The 17501-nt window shown below is 52.0% G+C and carries 9 protein-coding genes; 2 read left to right on the top strand and 7 right to left on the bottom strand.

What is annotated here, in order from left to right; translation table 11 throughout:
* Positions 1-10 precede the first annotated feature (10 nt).
* Together KK062_RS03980 and KK062_RS03975 are read left to right on the top strand one after the other, a co-directional pair.
* A complete protein-coding gene (locus KK062_RS03980; protein ID WP_254082955.1) occupies positions 11-1723 on the top strand; it encodes an IlvD/Edd family dehydratase in 1713 nt (570 codons plus the stop codon).
* A gap of 12 nt (positions 1724-1735) precedes the next feature.
* Positions 1736-3049 (top strand): GntT/GntP/DsdX family permease, encoded by a 1314-nt coding sequence (locus KK062_RS03975; protein WP_254082954.1) that lies wholly within the window; start codon positions 1736-1738, stop codon positions 3047-3049.
* 121 nt (positions 3050-3170) lie between these two features.
* On the opposite strand, the gene KK062_RS03970 is transcribed toward KK062_RS03975, so the two are convergent.
* From KK062_RS03970 to KK062_RS03940, 7 genes are all read right to left on the bottom strand, one after another.
* Positions 3171-4655, bottom strand: coding sequence for a SusD/RagB family nutrient-binding outer membrane lipoprotein (locus KK062_RS03970; protein ID WP_254082953.1), 1485 nt, complete (start codon positions 4653-4655; stop codon positions 3171-3173).
* A gap of 86 nt (positions 4656-4741) precedes the next feature.
* A complete protein-coding gene (locus KK062_RS03965; RefSeq protein WP_254082952.1) occupies positions 4742-6190 on the bottom strand; it encodes a SusC/RagA family TonB-linked outer membrane protein in 1449 nt (482 codons plus the stop codon).
* 2 nt (positions 6191-6192) lie between these two features.
* Entirely contained in the window at positions 6193-7938 is a 1746-nt protein-coding gene (locus tag KK062_RS03960) for a SusC/RagA family TonB-linked outer membrane protein (RefSeq protein ID WP_254082951.1), read from the bottom strand.
* A 263-nt stretch (positions 7939-8201) separates the two neighbouring features.
* Positions 8202-9485, bottom strand: a complete 1284-nt coding sequence (locus KK062_RS03955) for a mandelate racemase/muconate lactonizing enzyme family protein (protein ID WP_254082950.1) — start codon at positions 9483-9485, stop codon at positions 8202-8204.
* A 23-nt stretch (positions 9486-9508) separates the two neighbouring features.
* The gene (locus tag KK062_RS03950) at positions 9509-10456 is read right to left on the bottom strand and encodes an RraA family protein (RefSeq protein WP_254083197.1); all 948 of its coding nucleotides are present in this window, start codon (positions 10454-10456) and stop codon (positions 9509-9511) included.
* Positions 10457-11119: 663 nt separating this feature from the next.
* The gene (locus KK062_RS03945) at positions 11120-13564 is read right to left on the bottom strand and encodes an ABC transporter permease (protein ID WP_254082949.1); all 2445 of its coding nucleotides are present in this window, start codon (positions 13562-13564) and stop codon (positions 11120-11122) included.
* A 191-nt stretch (positions 13565-13755) separates the two neighbouring features.
* On the bottom strand, positions 13756-17190 hold the full coding sequence (locus KK062_RS03940; protein WP_438835845.1) for a HEAT repeat domain-containing protein: 3435 nt from the start codon (positions 17188-17190) through the stop codon (positions 13756-13758).
* Positions 17191-17501: the final 311 nt, after the last annotated feature.

The raw sequence follows: 17501 nt of genomic DNA, 5'->3' as shown, positions 1-17501 counted from the left end.
GTATACCTATATGAGCTACAGAAGTGCCGAATGGTTTGGTAAAAAAGATAAAATGGGATTCATCTACCGGAGCTGGATGAAAAACCAGGGCATCCCGGAAGATATGTTTGATGGACGTCCCGTCATCGGCATTTGTAACACCTGGTCGGAGCTTACGCCCTGCAATGCGCACCTCCGTGATATTGCCGAATGGGTGAAACGCGGTGTTTACGAGGCCGGTGGATTTCCGCTTGAATTCCCAATCATGTCGCTTGGGGAAACCCTCTTGAAACCAACCGCCATGTTGTTCCGGAATCTTGCCAGTATGGACGCCGAAGAATCGATCCGCGGCAATCCTCTCGACGGAATTGTTTTGCTTACGGGCTGCGATAAAACAACACCGTCCACGATGATGGGCGCAGCCAGCGTAGACCTTCCAACGTTGGTTGTACCCGGTGGCCCGATGCTGAATGGAAAATACCAGGGCCGGGACATCGGTTCGGGTACAGCCGTGTGGCAACTCACAGACGAGCTTAAAACCGGCAAGATCTCATACGATGAATATGCGCACGCTGAAAGTTGTATGTCGCGCAGTCCGGGACACTGTATGACCATGGGCACCGCGTCAACCATGGCCTGCATGGCAGAATCCCTGGGCATGACTTTACCGGGCGCTGCGGCCATACCGGCGACAGACTCGCGTAGAAAGGTATTGGCGCAGCTCTCCGGAAGAAGGATTGTTCAGATGGTGAAAGAAGACCTGAAGATGTCGACCGTTCTTACACGCAAAGCTTTTGAAAATGCCATCAAAGTAAACGCCGCCATTGGCGGGTCTTCAAATTTCATTATTCATCTCACGGCCATTGCGGGCCGAATAGGCGTTGCGTTAAACCTGCAAGACTTCGACAACGTTGGCAGCAAAGTCCCTTTACTGCTAAACCTCATGCCATCCGGCAGGTTCCTGATGGAAGATTTCTACTATGCTGGTGGTTTACCGATCATACTGAAAGAATTACAATCCATTTTACATCTGGATACGCTAACGGTCAATGGTAAAACACATCGAGAAAATCTGGAACGCTGTCACGATTGCTATAACAAAGACGTCATTGCCGACTACGACACTCCGATCATCAAAGAAGCCGGCATCGTTGTACTGAAAGGCAATCTGGCGCTAAACGGGGCCGTGCTAAAGCCGTCTGCGGCCACACCTGCGTTGATGAAACACACGGGGCGCGCGGTGGTTTTTGAAAACATTGAAGACTATCACCATCGCGTCGACGACCCCGACCTCGACATAGACGAAACCTGTGTCATGGTGCTGAAAAGTGTAGGGCCAGTGGGTTATCCGGGCATGCCGGAGGTTGGCAACATGGTGCTTCCGAAAAAACTTCTGGATAAGGGTATCACTGACATGGTACGGATTTCCGATGGTCGCATGAGCGGGACAGCCTACGGCACGGTGGTGCTGCACGTGTCGCCCGAGTCGGCGATTGGCGGCAACCTGGCACTGGTTGAAAACGGAGACCTGATTGAATTAAATGTCAAAGAAAAGCGGATCCACCTACACGTTTCTGACGAAGAGCTTGCGCAACGCCGACAGCACTGGAAACAGCCCGTGCCGACCGCGGACCGCGGTTATGCCAACCTGTATATCAAGCATGTGCAACAGGCCGATAAAGGGGCCGACCTGGATTTTCTCGTCGGGAAATCGGGGGCACGCGTGCTACGCGATTCTCATTAGTCCCACCTACCGATGACATTTTTCATTCTGTTCGCCTGTGTGGGCTGCTTAGTCTTGTTGATAACCTGGGGCAAGATCAATCCATTCCTGGCGTTTCTCGGCGTGTCCATACTTTCGGGCGTGGTGCTAAAAATGCCGTTAAGCAGAATTTCACAATCTGTTACTACAGGCATAGGCAATACGCTGGGGTCTCTGGTGATCGTCATTGTGCTGGGCGCCATGCTCGGTAAGCTCGTGGCCGAAAGCGGGGCAGCACAACGCATTGCCGACACGATGCAGCGTCTGTTTGGAACACGTCATCTGGTCTGGGCGATGGCATTCACCGGCTTCCTGGTCGGAATACCCTTATACTACAACGTAGGTTTTGTGTTACTCATGCCGATTATTTTCTCAGTAGCCTATCGTTATAAGCTTCCGCTGGTGTACATCGGCCTTCCCATGCTTGCCTCCCTGTCCGTCATGCATGGCTTCCTTCCCCCCCATCCTTCGCCCATGGCGCTCGTGATGCAGTTTCACGCCGACATGGCCACGACCTTTAGCTACGGCATTATCATCGCGATTCCGGCGATCATCATTGCCGGCCCGCTTTTTGCCCGATCATTGAAACGCATCGCCTCCTCTGATCCAACCGTGAGCCTTTGTGCAACAACCGATGACGACGATTTGCCCGGTGTCGTCAACAGTTTTGTGTCGTCGTTACTTCCGGTCATCACCATCGCTACGGCAACAGTACTTGAGAAAATATATAGCCCCAATGATTCGGCACAAAACATCTTCGCATTTTTTGCAGACCCCAATATCGCCATGGCGCTGACAATTGTGATCAGCACGTACACGCTGGGCATCCGCAGCGGCAAAAAGATTTCCCAGATCATGGCAGTCTATGCCGACGCGGTCAAAGACATTTCGATGATTCTGCTCATCATCGGCAGTGCCGGCATTTTAAAGCAGATATTCGTCGATAGTGGCGTGAGCACCGTACTGGCCACAGGTCTAAAAAGCTGGCCATTACCTCCCCTGCTCCTCGCATGGCTGGTCGCCGCCGGCCTTCGGATAGCGCTTGGCTCGGCCACAATCGCAGGCCTGACGGCCGCCGGCATTCTCTCGCCGCTTGCTTTGCAGGTGGGAGTCGATCCCAATCTCATGGTGCTATCCATCGGCGCAGGAAGTCTGTTTTGTTCGCATGTCAACGATACAGCATTCTGGCTGTTTAAAGAGTATTTCGGATTGACAATAACGGACACGCTACGCTCCTGGACGGTCATGGAATCAATTGTATCGGTCGTCGGGCTTCTGGGTGTCCTGTGCCTCAACTATCTGATGTGAAGCAGCCGTATAGGTTGTTGATACGATAAAGGCGGAATATGCCGGAATCATAAAAATCCGTATACTCCGCCGATACTATAGCTTTTAGGACTATTACATGTGTAAGAACATCAGGAAGCGTCTAAGGGTTATCCCAAAACACGCGGGTAGTGAGGTTGTCGCCACCGATGGCCAGCGCAGCGTCCTGATAGCTGGTTTCATTCTCCGAACTTTCATCGTCCGGATAGGCCATACGCCGCGCGAAGCCGTCGCCGCCAAGCCCTCCGTTGGCTGCATTGGGCGTTAGCGTTGGAAATCCGCTTCGTCTGAAATTGGCAAATGCTTCGGCACCGTTCGCGACATTTGCGATCCAATATTGTGTATTGATCAGCTCCAGCGCATCGTTCGTGTTAAAGGCCACTTCGGGAAGCGACAGGTAATCATCCTGCTCTTCCGGTGTGATGGCAACGTCCGGCGTATTCGGATAAAGCGACCATTCATCCATGCTTGCGCGTACACCTTCGTCGTAATACTGCTGCGCGGATCCATCGATCCATCCCAGGTGAGCAGCCTCTGCCATCAACAACTTTGTCTGTGCGTTTGTAACAAAGAGTATAGGGGCAATGGCACTGCCTACGACACTAAAATTGAGCTGCGAGTAGTTGAAGCCCTGGCCTGCGGTTCCCTGGTAATCCGGATGCTCCGTGATTGTATTTTGGTTATACCCCACGGGGAAGCCGACCTGGTTTGCGGGGGAAACATCGGGAATTGCATTCGGAGCATCGTTCGGCTCGGAATACTTGCCCCAGATATATTTAGCCCGCGGATCGTCTGTAGCCTTCAGTTGATCAACGAATGGCTCGGCCAAATAATAGTAACGTGGATTAATAGTTCGTGGTCCCTGGTTAAGCTGGTTGGGATATACGGTAGTAAACCGCAGGTAGGCATTGTCGGCGTTCGTTTCCATCACACCCGTATTGACGGCCTCAGCGACAATATCCTTGCCCTTGCCGGGATTGATCTTCGAATACCGCATGCCCAGCCGCAGCAATAGCGAGTTGGCCAGCTTTTTCCATTTTCCTGCCTGAACGTCGGCCGTGACAGCAGGCGTGGCCGAAGAAAACCCATACAACAAATCCTCTGGAACATAGCTGCCCGCGGGATCCAACGCAATCGATGCTGCCGTCAACTCACGGTATAAATCCTCATATATTTCTTCGTCATCATCATATACAGGAAAAAAATTCTGCTCTATATACGCTCCGCCGGCAGCGTAATATGGCACATCGCCGTACGTATCCACTAAGGTCATAAACACGTGAGCCTTCCAGATACGCATCATACTCATCAGGTTCACGTTCGCCTGCGGCTCTTCCTTCGCCAGCGCAATCGCCTGAACAAGTAACTTAATGGTATTTTCATAATTAGCGTTCCATTTGAGGTTATTGAAATTGTTGTTATCCAGGTTGAAATTAAACCCGGAAGTAGCGCCAAGATCGTAGGCATTTAAAAATTGTTGTACAATGGTCTGCTCGCCTTCCCACGACCCGGTGTGGGTGGTCCGCACGGCATTAGCAAACAGCAATGCCGGGCTAATTTTTGTAACGCCGTATGGATTCTTGTTCATTTCCTCAAAGCCGTTATCACATCCCCCAAAACCGAGGATAGTCACAGATACCAAAAGAATTATATATTTTCTCATAGTCAGTTTTCTTAGAATTTAACATTCAGGTTAATGCTGTAGTTACGCGTCGTAGGCAGCGAAGTCTGCTCATACCCTACCCTGTTATCACCGGAAGACGCAAACGCTTCCGGATCCAGATCAGCCAGATCTTTATACAGAATCGCCACGTTACGGCAAGACGCTGACAATGCAAGTCCCTGGATAAACTTCACGCGGTTTTTTACCCACGAGGTCAAATCATAACTGAGCATTATATTTCTCAGTTTGACAAAGTCTGATTTAAAGATGAATGGATCGGCAATCTGCGCATTGCGGTAACCGGTGTAAAAGTCCTGTGGGTTCACCGCGCTGGTATTTCTTTCACCGTTGGCATATACAGCGTCGAATACCACCCCCGTTTCGCCTTCGCGTCGGCCCACCAGGGACGCTTTGGTATGGCCCTGTCGTAACCCATTCAAGGCTGTTGAAGAAAGGATCTTACCGCCAGCTTTGAAATCGACATGTACCATCAAGCTCAGGTTTTTATACGACAGGGTGTTCACCCAGCCGCCCGTCCACTTGGGAAGCGCGCTTCCAAAATTCACATTTTGTGCAGTCGCTATCAACGTTCCATTATCATTTACTACGATTTGCCCGTTCTCATTCCGCTGATACGTGCGGGCGGAAAGCTGATTGAGCGGTAGCCCGACTTCATATACCAGCGACCCGATGAACTCATTGCCGGAAAATGATTGCACGGTAAACCTGTTCACACCGGGGGCCAGGGCGAGCACTTCCGTTGTATTCAGCGCCGTGTTAAAAGAAGTCGTCCATTTAAAATTGGTGTATTGAACCGGCACAACCTCTACCATGAGCTCCATGCCGCGATTTTGCAGCGATCCGATATTGCGTTTTGTATCGAGGTAGCCGGAGGCGTTGGAAACCTGGACATTGAGAATCTGGTCCGTGGTAATTTTTTCATAGGCTGCTATATCCAACCTGACTTTACTGTTGAAAAGCCTTGCCTCCAGACCGAGTTCTTTTTCTGTCACCGTGAACGGGGTAAGCGACCGGTTCGGAGAGGTTGTGCTGGGAATGGTTCCGAGCGTCTGACCGTTAAATTGATTTTGCACCAACCCATAAAGTAAGGTACCCTCGTAAGGAGATACGCCGTTGGCGCTTCCCACGCGCGCCCACGAGCCCCGCAGCTTACCATACGACAACCACTCGGCCTCAGGCAAAATTTCCGAGAAAACGAAGCTACCCGATACGGAAGGATAAAACTCGCTGTTATTTTCAGGATTTAATACCGAGAACCAGTCCTGCCTGCCGGTAATGTTCAAGTATAACATTCCTTTATACCCCAACTCCAGCAACCCGTACAATGAATTGACCTGGTCACGGGAAATAGTATAGTCGGTAAGCCGCGTATCATCGACGTTCGTTTTGATGACACCATTGGCAAATGAATAAATATCACGTATGGTAAACTCGCGCACACTCAGGTTAGCCGTGCGATTGCTGCGTTTGAAGATATTTCCCCGACGCTGGCGTCAACAGAAAAATTACCGAACTCCTTATTTGCGCCCAGCAGGAAATCGGTATTCACCTGCGTGCCTTGTGCGTCGTTGGCGTCATATGTACCATTGAAAGCGGTGCCTGCGGCATTGTATGGGGTAGATGTTCCCATACCCGTGGGGGTATTGAACTCCGTCAACCCTACACCATAGTCATAGTTATACCGTCCTTGTATAAACAACCAGTCTGTTAGCTTATAGCGCACGGTGGCCGTACCCAGAAAGCGGTCTTTCTTGTTCTTAAAGAACTGCCGTCCCATCTGGAAGTACGGATTGATCAGCGTTGTCTGAAATCCGGACGTTGGTGTTTCCGTACCATTCGGTGCAACAGCACTTTCCTCCAATGCGCTCAGCGGAACCGAGGTGGACATCCGGTATAGAAAGTTGGCTGCGCCGGGTCCTTGTACACCTACCTGCGGCGGGTTCTTGTTGATCTCGTGCGAGAAGTTGATGTTCGCGGCAACGCTCAGCCGGTCGGTGACATTCTGTTGAAGCCCGAGGTTAGCGATATCCTTGGAATAGGTATTATCCGGCGTGATCCCTTCAGCATCTGTTTTTGAATAGGAAAGTCTAAAATTACCGTTGGCGCCACCCCCTGAGACTGCCACCGTATTGGCGAATGTCCGGGCGTCGCGAAAGAATTCTTTGATCCGGTTTGGGTTGGCCGTGTAGGGCCTCATTTGGCCATCAAAATTGATCGTTGGTTCGCCATCCAGCCTTGCGCCCCAGCCCAACATGCCGGTGGACACGGCGTTGCCTTGTGTAGTCGGTCTGTTACCCAATTGACCTTGCCCAAACTCGTGTTGAAATTCGGTAAAGTCCATGACCCGACCGAGCGTATAATTAGAATTAAGCTCCACCCCGACGCCGTGGCTATTCCTGCCTGATTTTGTCGTGATGATCACAGCACCGTTTGCCGCACGTGAGCCATATAACGCCGCCGCCGTCGCGCCTTTCAATACGGTCATACTTTCGATATCGTCCGGATTGACGATCTGAAGATTGTCACCCCGATCGCGTGAATCGTTGCCATTGGCGCTCTGGGCGCCTTGATCCATGGGAAGACCGTTGATCACGATAAGCGGTGAGTTATTCGCCCCTGCGAAGCCAGATTGACCGCGCAGACGGATTTTTGTACTGGCTCCAGCCCCCGAAGACGGCGGCGAGATATCCAGTCCGGCAACTTTACCTTCCAGCGATTCTCCTACATTGATTGTTCTGTTTTTCTGGAGTGCATCCATCTGCACCGTTTCAACGGCGTAACCAAGCTTCTTCGATTCCTTCTGAATACCTAACGCGGTTATCACCACTTCGCCTAAGGACGCCACGTCGGGGGTAAGCGCAACATCAATAGTGGCTTTTCCATCGATCGGCACCGACTGCGCGATATATCCGACAAATGAAAAAACAAGTGTTGCTGCTCCTGCGGGAATGTCCAGTGAATACATTCCATCGGAGTTGGTCACCGTACCGATTGCAGTACCTTGCACAACCACATTGACACCGGGAAAAACAACGCCGTTCTCGTCCATTACAGTCCCACGAATCGTTTGCTGCTGTGGCGGCGGTAGGAACGAACCTGCAACCCGCGATCCGCTGCCGAGGGCTGACGTATGAGGACACACTATACAAAGTGCACCAATCAAAACGATTAAGTAATGTTTTAGCATGTTTACTAGGTTAGGGTTAAGAATTGACATGACCATTCGGCAAGGCCACGGTAACGAAGATATCGGTCACCCCCCTGTCATACTTCCAATAACATACACCGTTGAATATTACACACGATTGCGATGGCGTTTTAGACGGGCATATCCAAAAAAAACGGCACAGGGTTATCGATCCCAGTGCCGCGGCAAAACATGGAAATATATATCGAAGACGTATTACATCTAAATAGCTGACGCAACGTCGCCGCCAGCAATTCATACTGCTATTTAAAGAATGGGTAGCCTTCCGTGGCATACTTCTTCATTCCTTCCACATTAATATCTACACCGATACCAGGCTTTTCAGAAACTGTAATGAATCCATTCTCGACCATGGGGCCGTCAAACGTAACGATATCTTTAAACATCGGGTCTGTGTGAAAGTAAGATTGCCACTCCAAAATCATAAAGTTAGGGACAGAAGCACAAACGTGGCACGATGCCATGGCGCCTAAAAATGAGGCAACCATATGTGGCGCGAAAGGAACATAGTACAGGTTAGCCAGATTCGCGATGCGCTGGCCTTCACCTAATCCGCCGACTTTCTGGAGGTCGGGCATGATGATGTCCACTGCGCCGATCTCGAGCAGCCTTCTGAAACCATACGCCAGGAAAAGGTTTTCGCCTGCACAGATGGGCGTTGCCGTGGCGTCGGATATAATTTTGTATGCTTCCGGGTTCTCCGCCGGAATCGGCTCTTCCAACCACATCAGGTTAAGCGACTCCAGTCGCCTGGCAACTTGTTGCCCCGTGATGGTATCATATCGCCCGTGCATATCGCAGCATATATCGATATTGGGGCCTACCGCCTGGCGCGCCGCCGTCACCTGATCAACCATCCGCGTCAGTTCTCCGGGGCTGGCCGTCCAATTGTACAGATCATACTTGTTGGGATCGTTCCGCTGATCAAGATCAAACTTGATGGCTGTAAATCCCATATTCTTAGCCTCTAACGCCACCTTCGCAAAATCGTCGGGCGTTGGCAGATTCTGCTGATACAAGGCGGTATCGCAGTACACCCGGATTTTGTCGCGAAACTTCCCGCCCAGCAACTGGTATACCGGAACGCCGAGCGCCTTTCCCATGATATCCCATAGCGCCGTTTCGATGGCCGACAATACGGCCACAAACATACCGGATTGTGCGCCTTCAAAGACGCCCGACTTGCGCAGATCGTCGAATAAGCGGTGTACATTCAAGGGGTTTTTGCCTTTCAATCTTCGCTCAAGCATCTTGACAAAGTGGTAGGTGCCGGCCACGGCATCGACCCCTTCGCCACAACCATAGATACCCTGATTGGTGTGTATTTTCACGAAGAGCCCATGTCCAAATCGTATAAAGGCGCACTGAACTTCGGTAATCTTCAGATCGGCTGGCTTTGAATACATCGGGTTTCGATCTGCCGCCTGCACCAGGCCAGTTCCAAACAACGCGCCTGCCGCAGACACCGCAGCCCCGGTGGTAATGGCCTTCTTAAAAAAGGCTCTTCTCGACGAAATATTTTTCATGTATATAAGATTTATAGGGCGCACTACCACGTGCGTTGCTTTAGCAGTTCCTGAATTTGTTCTTTGGGCACCGGTAGCGTATCGATATTACTAGTTAACCATTTCGAAAAATCCTTTTCGATTTCGTCCGACCATCGCGAATCAATTTCACCCGGCGTATACTTCTGTTCGCGCAAGCGCTGATGACCAAACATATCACGAAGTCGTACGATCTCGGAAGTCTTCACTACCTTTTCGGCCAGGTGTGCCGGAATAAAAACAACTCCACCATCTCTTCCCAGTACAACATCGCCTGCCATGACCGTTGCCTTTCCAATGCGCGTCGGCGTATTGATACCAACCAACGTCGTATTGAGTTGCCCTTTGGGATCATTCAGGTGATGCGACGGATGGTAACTCCGGAAAAGAGACGTAAAGGATCCGATTTCTTTAAGCCCGTTGATATCGCGCACTGCACCATTATACACGATACCGTTGCCCGTCTTCGCAAAAATGGAGTTGCCCAGGTTGTCACCGATAGTCGGGCCGTCCTCGTGCGCGCCAAATTGGTCTACGACATATACATCGCGCTTTGTTAGCAGGTCGATTGGCCATGAATTTTGTGATTTGATCCTCTTATCACGGTTGTGTCCGCGGTCATCAATCACCTTATGAATGTCCGGCCTGCCGGGCATAAACGTAGCCGTGACTGCTCTACCAACAAGCACGCTATCGGGATTGATCATTACCCATCCGTCATCGTATTGATGTTTGTAGTTTTCGTTGCGAAGCACCGCCCACGCTTCTTCCAACGTCACAAGCTGCATTCGCTCGAGAATCGCATCTGGAACTTTCGGCCTTCCATCGGTATACCGCTCTCCTTTCCATTCCGGCGTTAGAAAAACGAGTTCTTCTTTAGAAATTTGCTGGCCCTGCGCTGCCAGGCAAAAGAGAAAGAGGCAGCAAATCGACAACAATACGTTAGTTTTCATCATAGCAAAAGAATCACAGTTTCACCCGGCCGATGACATTTTCACCACGCCCGTAAATGCCCAGCATCGTAACGGCTTTGCAATACAACATGCAGCTACCGTCGCGGAGCAGCTTTTCATGCTCACACCCCGAATATGTATTATAAAAGTTCTCAACTTCCAGTGAAAAAACTTCTATTAACCATCACCGGAAGATTCTATACAAACGTTTTAAATCAACGGTTTTAAACATAGATACACGGAGACTTTTAGCCTTTCGGACAAGGGAACAGCGCAAACTGCCGCCAAATCGATGCAAATCCGATGGCGTTTTATGCTCATGGGCTTAGTTGCTGTCCAAAGGCCCGGGAAAGAACTTGGCTATTTTTTAGCCGCAATCTTTAGCACAAACCTGGCAACACAGTATACTATATGAGGAAGGTAAATATGTTTTTAAAAGAAACCCTGATCAGGGTAAAAGCTACTAATCGAACGCTTACGCCGGCCAACTGGGCTCGCCAAAAATTCAGCTACATTCCAGCGCTATATACTTGGATGCCCGTAATGGCTGTAAAATCTCAGATGTTTTATATGCATCGACGTCTTCAGACATCGTTTTTCTGAACATTAACACGTCAACGATATACGTAAGTTGCATTTTTAAAATCGATTCTCGCTTTCAGCTTACTCGCTACGTAAGCTCTTCACGGGATTGGCTGTAGCAGCCTTAAAGGACTGCCAGCTCACAGTTAGAAGGGCGATAAGCAGGGCGAGCGCACCTGACAGCACGAACGTGCCAATGCTGATCTCTGTCCGATATGCAAAGTTGGCAAGCCATTGATTCATAATATAAATGGTCACCGGTACTGCCAGCACAAACCCAACGATCACCAGCTTGAGGAAGTCCTTACTTAGCAACGCCACGATGCCTGTCACCGATGCCCCAAGGACTTTCCGCATCCCGATTTCCTTTGTTCGCTGCTGGGCTGTGAAGGCTACAAGCCCGAACAGGCCCAGACACGCAATAAAGATTGCCATGCCGGCAAAAATGCTAAACAGCTTTGCAAAACGCTGATCATTCCGATACTGAAGATCAAATGTTTCGTCCACGAAGCTATAATGAAACAGATTGCCCGGGAACATCGACGTATAAACAGATTGGATCTTATCGATCACAACGGCATAATCCCTTGCCGCCAGACGAACCGACACCTCGCGTCCCGCGGGCGTTCGGCCGAACACGATGTTCTGTTGCGCCTGGTGCGCAGAGGACCAGTTGAAGTCCCTATAAACTCCGATGATCCGTGCCTCGTTTCCGCCGATGTCGAGCAGCTCGTCAACAGCACTGGCGGCGCTGGCATAACCCAGATTTTTGGACGTTGTTTCGTTGACAATCACCAGCCAGGGTGAACCTTCACCATCTTCCTGCAGTGTGATCTGGCTGAAGTCTTTACCTGCAACAAGCTGTAGCCCGTAAAGCGATGCAAAAGCTGAATCGATATACGTTGCCACACCCCGCAATGCAGCGGCAGGATCCTCCGTTGCATTCCGGATGGAAGCACCGTTCCAATTAAAGCCTTTGCCCGGCAGGGTTGATGACATTGCCGTCTGTTCAACGCCGGGCATCTCCCGGATTTGCGTAAGAAATGTTTGCATGGCTGACGGGCGGTCGACGCCTTCGCTGAGTACACGCGGTGCCTGAACAGCAATCACCTGTTCCAGTTTGAGCCCGAGATCCAGGCTACGCATGAAGTCCAGCTGATTATATACAATTGCTGTCCCTGCAATCAATACAATGCACGCAGAAAACTGGGTAATCACTAAGCCTTTGCGTAACCAAACGTGCGCTGATACAGAGGAGCCTTTGCCTTTCAGCACGGTGGCAGGACGGAACGATGATAACACAAAAGCCGGATAAAGCCCTGCAAGCAGGGTGCCTGAAAGCAGGGTGGCGCCAATCGCCAGCAGAAAAGGAGGCTCAAGCCACTGCTCAACAGCCAGCTGCACGTCGGCGATGCTATTCACCATAGGTAGAAGCATCGAGGTAAGGGCCAGAGCAATCAATAGCGCACACACATTGGTGAAGGCCGATTCGCACAGAAACTGGATAATGAGCTGCTGACGTTTTGCGCCAACAGCCTTACGCACTCCCACCTCGCGTGAGCGATTTAGTGCGCGGGCCGTAGCAAGGTTAATATAATTCACGAGTGCAATCACGAGCGTGATCAGGCCAATCACCAGGAAGAAATACACGGTTTTATAGCTTCCGGTTACAATGTTGTCAGTCCCGTTAATTTCCGAATTGAGGTGAATGTCGGAAAGTGGTTGACCGCGGAAGGCTGCCGACGCACCCTGCTGCCGCAGAAACTCACCGCGATGCTTTATATATACTTCGGTCATCTTGCCATCCACTACCGCCCGGTCTGCACCGGGATGAAGCTCAATGTACGTGGTGAAGTTGTTCCAGCTCCAGCCACCCTCCGGTTCGTGCGCATAATCTTCAGTCTTTAGCAAGTCCTCCATGGGAAGCAGCATATCAAACTGCAGATGAGAGTTGGACGGAACGTCGCGGAAGACACCCGACACGGTGAAACTTTTCTCAACATTCCCTGTTACCTCCAGCGTCTGACCTACCGCCGAGAGCCCGTCAAAATATTTTCTTGCGGCAGTTTCCGACAGCAGTACTGTTCCCGGACGAAGGTCACGTCCTGCATTGCCCGATGCCATCGGGAATGAAAACATCTGGAGAAAAGCCGCGTCGACATACAGCGCTCTATCTTCCTCGAACACCCTGTCGGGTGCGACAGTACTTGATACAATGGCATTTTCGGGATGAACGCGGGTGACGTTTACAATCTCGGGTACACCTTCCTGGAGCGCGGTCATCAAAGCCTGTGCTGTATAAGCGCCCGTACCCATAACCTCGCCCTTGCGCACATAGGTCTGGGTCACGCGATATAGATCATCCTTCTTTTCGTGAAAGCTATCAAAACCGGATTCAAAAGAAACGTACTGAAAGATGATCAGGCAGCACGTCATACCGATGGAGAGCCCAATGATATTAATGCTTGAAAAGCTTTTGTTGTGCACCAGGTTTCTCAGCGCGATCTTAAAGTAGTTCTTAAACATGGCAAGCAGGATTAGGTGTTTGAGGCTTTGCTCGGTAATCTGTCGGCAAGAACGATGCCATGCAAAGCCCCTGACAATTACGCTGGAACAAAGGATTTCTTAAATCGGCCTGTACGAATTCGAGATACCATGACTCAAAAACGGACGGCGAATACAGAAAAACCAGAACCACGTGCCTCCAGGCCTGTTTTTTATTTCTCTTCTTTTAACGTAGCCAGAAAACTAACCACGTCCCGGATCTCCCGCTTTGTCAGTAACAGCCCCATGGGGGGCATGCTGGAGGCCGCATTGGTGCGTTTTACGATCTGATCTTTACGGATTACCGTATCGGGTTTGTTGCCCACCTTCACCGTAATATCTTCGGCCTTTTCACCTTGTAAGATACCGCTTACTTTTTTGCCGTCCTTCAATTCGACATTCACCGTAGCGAAGCCCGGTGCCAGGCGTGTGCTCGGCGTGACGAGCGCCTCTAGGAGCTGCGCGCGGGTCAGGCGTGTGGCGACACCGTTCAGACGGGGTCCTGCCGTGCCCCCCATGTCGTCGTACGAATGGCAGCGGATACACTGGGCCGTCTGATGACTGAAGAAGACGCGTGAGCCACGTTCCGGATCTCCGCCGAGCAGGCTGCCGGCAAACAAGGCTTTTAATGTATCGGGTGATGATGTCGTGCTGATCTTTTTTAACTGCGCAATGAGTGACTGCGAGTGTGTACTGTCAATCGCCTCTTCCAGCTCCAGGTATACTTCCGGTGGCAGTTTTCCCCCGGCACGTTTCACAAGCAGTTGGTCGAAGACCTTTTGCGTATGCTCTAAGGGCAGCGCGCCGAGCGTAACCAGCGCCGCCTGTTTTTCTTCCGGCGTTTTGGTATTGATCACATCGCTAAGCAACGACACCATCAGTTCCCGCGGTATATTCATTTTCGGCAACAGGTCCAAGCCTGTTACCCGCACGCTTTTGTCTTTGTCGGCAAGCGCTATGCGGATAGCATCGCCAATCTGTTTATCGTCGAGCGTCGCCAGCGCCAGGAGCGCTTCTACGCGTACGCCGGCCTGGTTGTCTGTTTTCAGCCTGGCCAGCAATTGTGCAGACGCGGTTTCAATGTGGAGCTTGCCAATGGCTTTTACGGCTGCCCGTCGTACGTCTGGCTCTTTATCCGAGGTCAGCCGAGCAAGTGTTCCGGATGTTTTCGCTTTTACAGGAGCAGGGTCGCGTTTCACTTCACCCCGATACCGGCCGTCCACCCGATCGAGTACCGAAGGTTTGGCCCAGGTCCCGAGCGCCGCAAGCGCTTCGGCCCGCATCGCTGCCGGCGCACCCGCTTTGCCTGCGTAGTCGATCAGGTTTTGCATGCTTTTGTCCGTGCCGACGCGCAGGTTCGCACCGATCGCGCGGCGCAGCAATGCCTCGTTCGTAAAGGCTGTCGTTGCCAGCACATCGCCTAGCGCGGGCAGCGCCTGTTCGATGGAAAGATCGTCATTGATGGCCCGGGCTACTTCGGTGACAATATACTCGTCGTGATCTGTCAGGAATCTGGTAATGGAAGGATCGCGCATCCGGCGCAACGCCACCACCGCCGCGATACGCACAGCGCGTGAAGCATCGGTCGACAGCGCCGCCACCGGCTCAGCTCGACCTATGCGCGCCAGCGCGAGGCTCCCGGCATGGCGCAGGTACGCGTCTTCATCGTTGTTAGTTCGTAAGAGCTCGATGATCGGGTTGATTGCCGGCGCGTAGGCAATTTTGCCGAGCGCCTCGGCGGCAAAGAACCGGGCACGACTGTAGTCGTCTTTCAGCAGAGGCAACAGGACTTCACCGGCCTCCTTGTATTTTACATCCCCCAACCACTTCGCAGCCTGCGCGCGGATTTCAGGATCATTATCTTTTAACAGCGGTAACAGCAGCTTAGCGTGCTGCATATCTTTTCGCGCAAACTGGCTGATGCCCCAGATAGCGTTGACACGTGCCAGCTGGTTGGCCGTCTGCGCAATGTTTGCCTGAAATACGCGTATACCGGCGTCACCCCGGGCAGCTAACGCAAACTGGGCCTTCTGGCGAATACGCATGTCTTCATTTTTCAACAAGGCGCTGAGCCGCTCATCGTCGTACGTTGTAAAGTCGTCACCGAGCAGTGTCTTCACTTCTCGGCGTGCCGGTGTATCTCCGCCTTCGGCGTCGAGCTTCCATACACGGCCGTAGTCCTTCGTGTCCCAGCCGTTTATCCAGTCGGCGAGGTACATGGCGCCATCCGGACCGAAGTCAATTCCTGTGGCCAGGATACCGCCGAGAATCATCCTGCTTTCCGCCAGCTCGAACGTTGCGCCCTTCGGCTTGAGCTTGAAGGCGTGAATGCCCGAGCGGGCCGGGTTACCGACAAACTCGCCGACAAAAAAGGTATTCTTCCAGGCAGGGCTCAACGCCAGGCCTGGGTTGTATAACATTCCTGTGGGGCCGTTCACGAAGTTCTGAATCGGTGGAAGAATGTAGGCCGCCTGACCTTCGAACCGCGGCACATACATCTTCTCGTCCATCCATACCTTGTACGTATTGTTTTCGGGGTCGCGGTATTTGCCGAATTGCCAATTGATGCGCCAGCCGGTATCCGAGCCGTCGACGATATATACCAGGCGCTCGCTTTCACCGGGATGATCGCCATCGTTATCCACACTGATGAGGTTGCCGTATTCGTCGAAGACAAATTCGTGTGTATTCCGGTTGCCGTAAGCAAACACTTCGAAATCGCTGCCGTCCGGGTTGGACCGCACGATCACACCGCTGTTGGGATGCTCCCATTTCCGGCCGTCGGAACCTTTACCGCTAAAGCCGATGTCGCCGATCTGCCAGTATATCTTCCCTTCCGGTCCCACTTCAAGGCCCGACATACCGTGCCCCGAAAAACCCGGGTGAATCCCGTAACCGTGCGAGAGCGACGTCTTCTCGTCGGCCAGGCCGTCGCCATCCTTGTCTTTTATCCGCCAGAGATCCGGGCCAATGCCCACAAACAGGTCGTCGCCGTACTTCAGTACACCGCCTGCCGCGTCGGTTATTACTTCATTGAAGTCCTCTACCATCCGCTGCGAAAGGTCGGCCACACCGTCGCCCGATACATCTTCCAGCCGGTAAACATGCTCTTTTTCCACCGTCATGTCGTGCCAGTCGTGTGACCCGTCGCCGTTGAGATCGGCCAGCCATTCGTTCTTCTGGCTGTTTTCCGGCGCCAGAACACGTTTAAAAAACGCGAGCTTATCCTCCACACTTTGCAGCTGGATAGATTCAATCTCCCAATCGCGGTGCGCGCGGATATCGAATTCCGAATGTTTCTGGCGGTTGGTGCGGGTGTAATACAACCGACCTTGATCGTCGACGTCGATCGACACAGGGTCTGCCACCAGCGAATCCACGCCCCATAGCCGCAGCGTGAGGCCGTCGGCGATCTGCGGTGTCACCTGCGCCTCGATGACCTTTGCCAGTTGCGCTGTCTCCTGCGGATCCATCCGGCGAATCCGTTTACCGGCGTCCCCGCCGTGCTCTTTGTCCTGACAACCTGCCAGTAAAAGCATGATGCCTGTACAAAAGGCAGGTAGGCACACGGTTTGCCAGCGGGCGGCCGGCGCGAGCGTTGTTTTCATATTTCGGCTTGGGTATGATGTCTCCCAATGGCCAAGATAACAAAATAAAATCCACCAGGCCGCCCGAAACAATCCGGTTCCATGAACGGAAGGTCGGTACTCCGATAACGCAACCAGATGGCGGGGCACCGCGCCCGCCGGAACTGTGTTGAACGGTAGCCGCCGGAAGCACGGGAAAATGCCATTCCAATTCCCCCATCGACCACACCGGCGAGTCCGGCGCGGCACTGATGGGTTTACCCGAACACGTCGTATTCAATGACAATTTGACCTGCCTTCCGACTTTATTCTGGTTCCCGATTTATATACCT

The sequence above is a fragment of the Dawidia cretensis genome, from assembly GCF_018598175.1.
Lineage (GTDB): Bacteria > Bacteroidota > Bacteroidia > Cytophagales > Cyclobacteriaceae > Ohtaekwangia > Ohtaekwangia cretensis.
The sequence above is the reverse complement of the archived record's forward strand: the minus strand, read 5'-3'. Positions and strand labels throughout refer to the sequence as shown.

What these genes read in the sequence shown, in the direction of transcription:
- KK062_RS03980 (WP_254082955.1), top strand. Translation starts at nt 11, where the DNA reads ATGAGCTACAGAAGTGCCGAATGGTTTGGTAAAAAAGATAAAATGGGA.
- KK062_RS03975 (WP_254082954.1), top strand. Translation starts at nt 1,736, where the DNA reads ATGACATTTTTCATTCTGTTCGCCTGTGTGGGCTGCTTAGTCTTGTTG.
- KK062_RS03970 (WP_254082953.1), bottom strand. Translation starts at nt 4,655, where the DNA reads ATGAACAAGAATCCATACGGCGTTACAAAAATTAGCCCGGCATTGCTG.
- KK062_RS03960 (WP_254082951.1), bottom strand. Translation starts at nt 7,938, where the DNA reads ATGCTAAAACATTACTTAATCGTTTTGATTGGTGCACTTTGTATAGTG.
- KK062_RS03955 (WP_254082950.1), bottom strand. Translation starts at nt 9,485, where the DNA reads ATGAAAAATATTTCGTCGAGAAGAGCCTTTTTTAAGAAGGCCATTACC.
- KK062_RS03950 (WP_254083197.1), bottom strand. Translation starts at nt 10,456, where the DNA reads ATGAAAACTAACGTATTGTTGTCGATTTGCTGCCTCTTTCTCTTTTGC.
- KK062_RS03945 (WP_254082949.1), bottom strand. Translation starts at nt 13,564, where the DNA reads ATGTTTAAGAACTACTTTAAGATCGCGCTGAGAAACCTGGTGCACAAC.
- KK062_RS03940 (WP_438835845.1), bottom strand. Translation starts at nt 17,190, where the DNA reads ATGAAAACAACGCTCGCGCCGGCCGCCCGCTGGCAAACCGTGTGCCTA.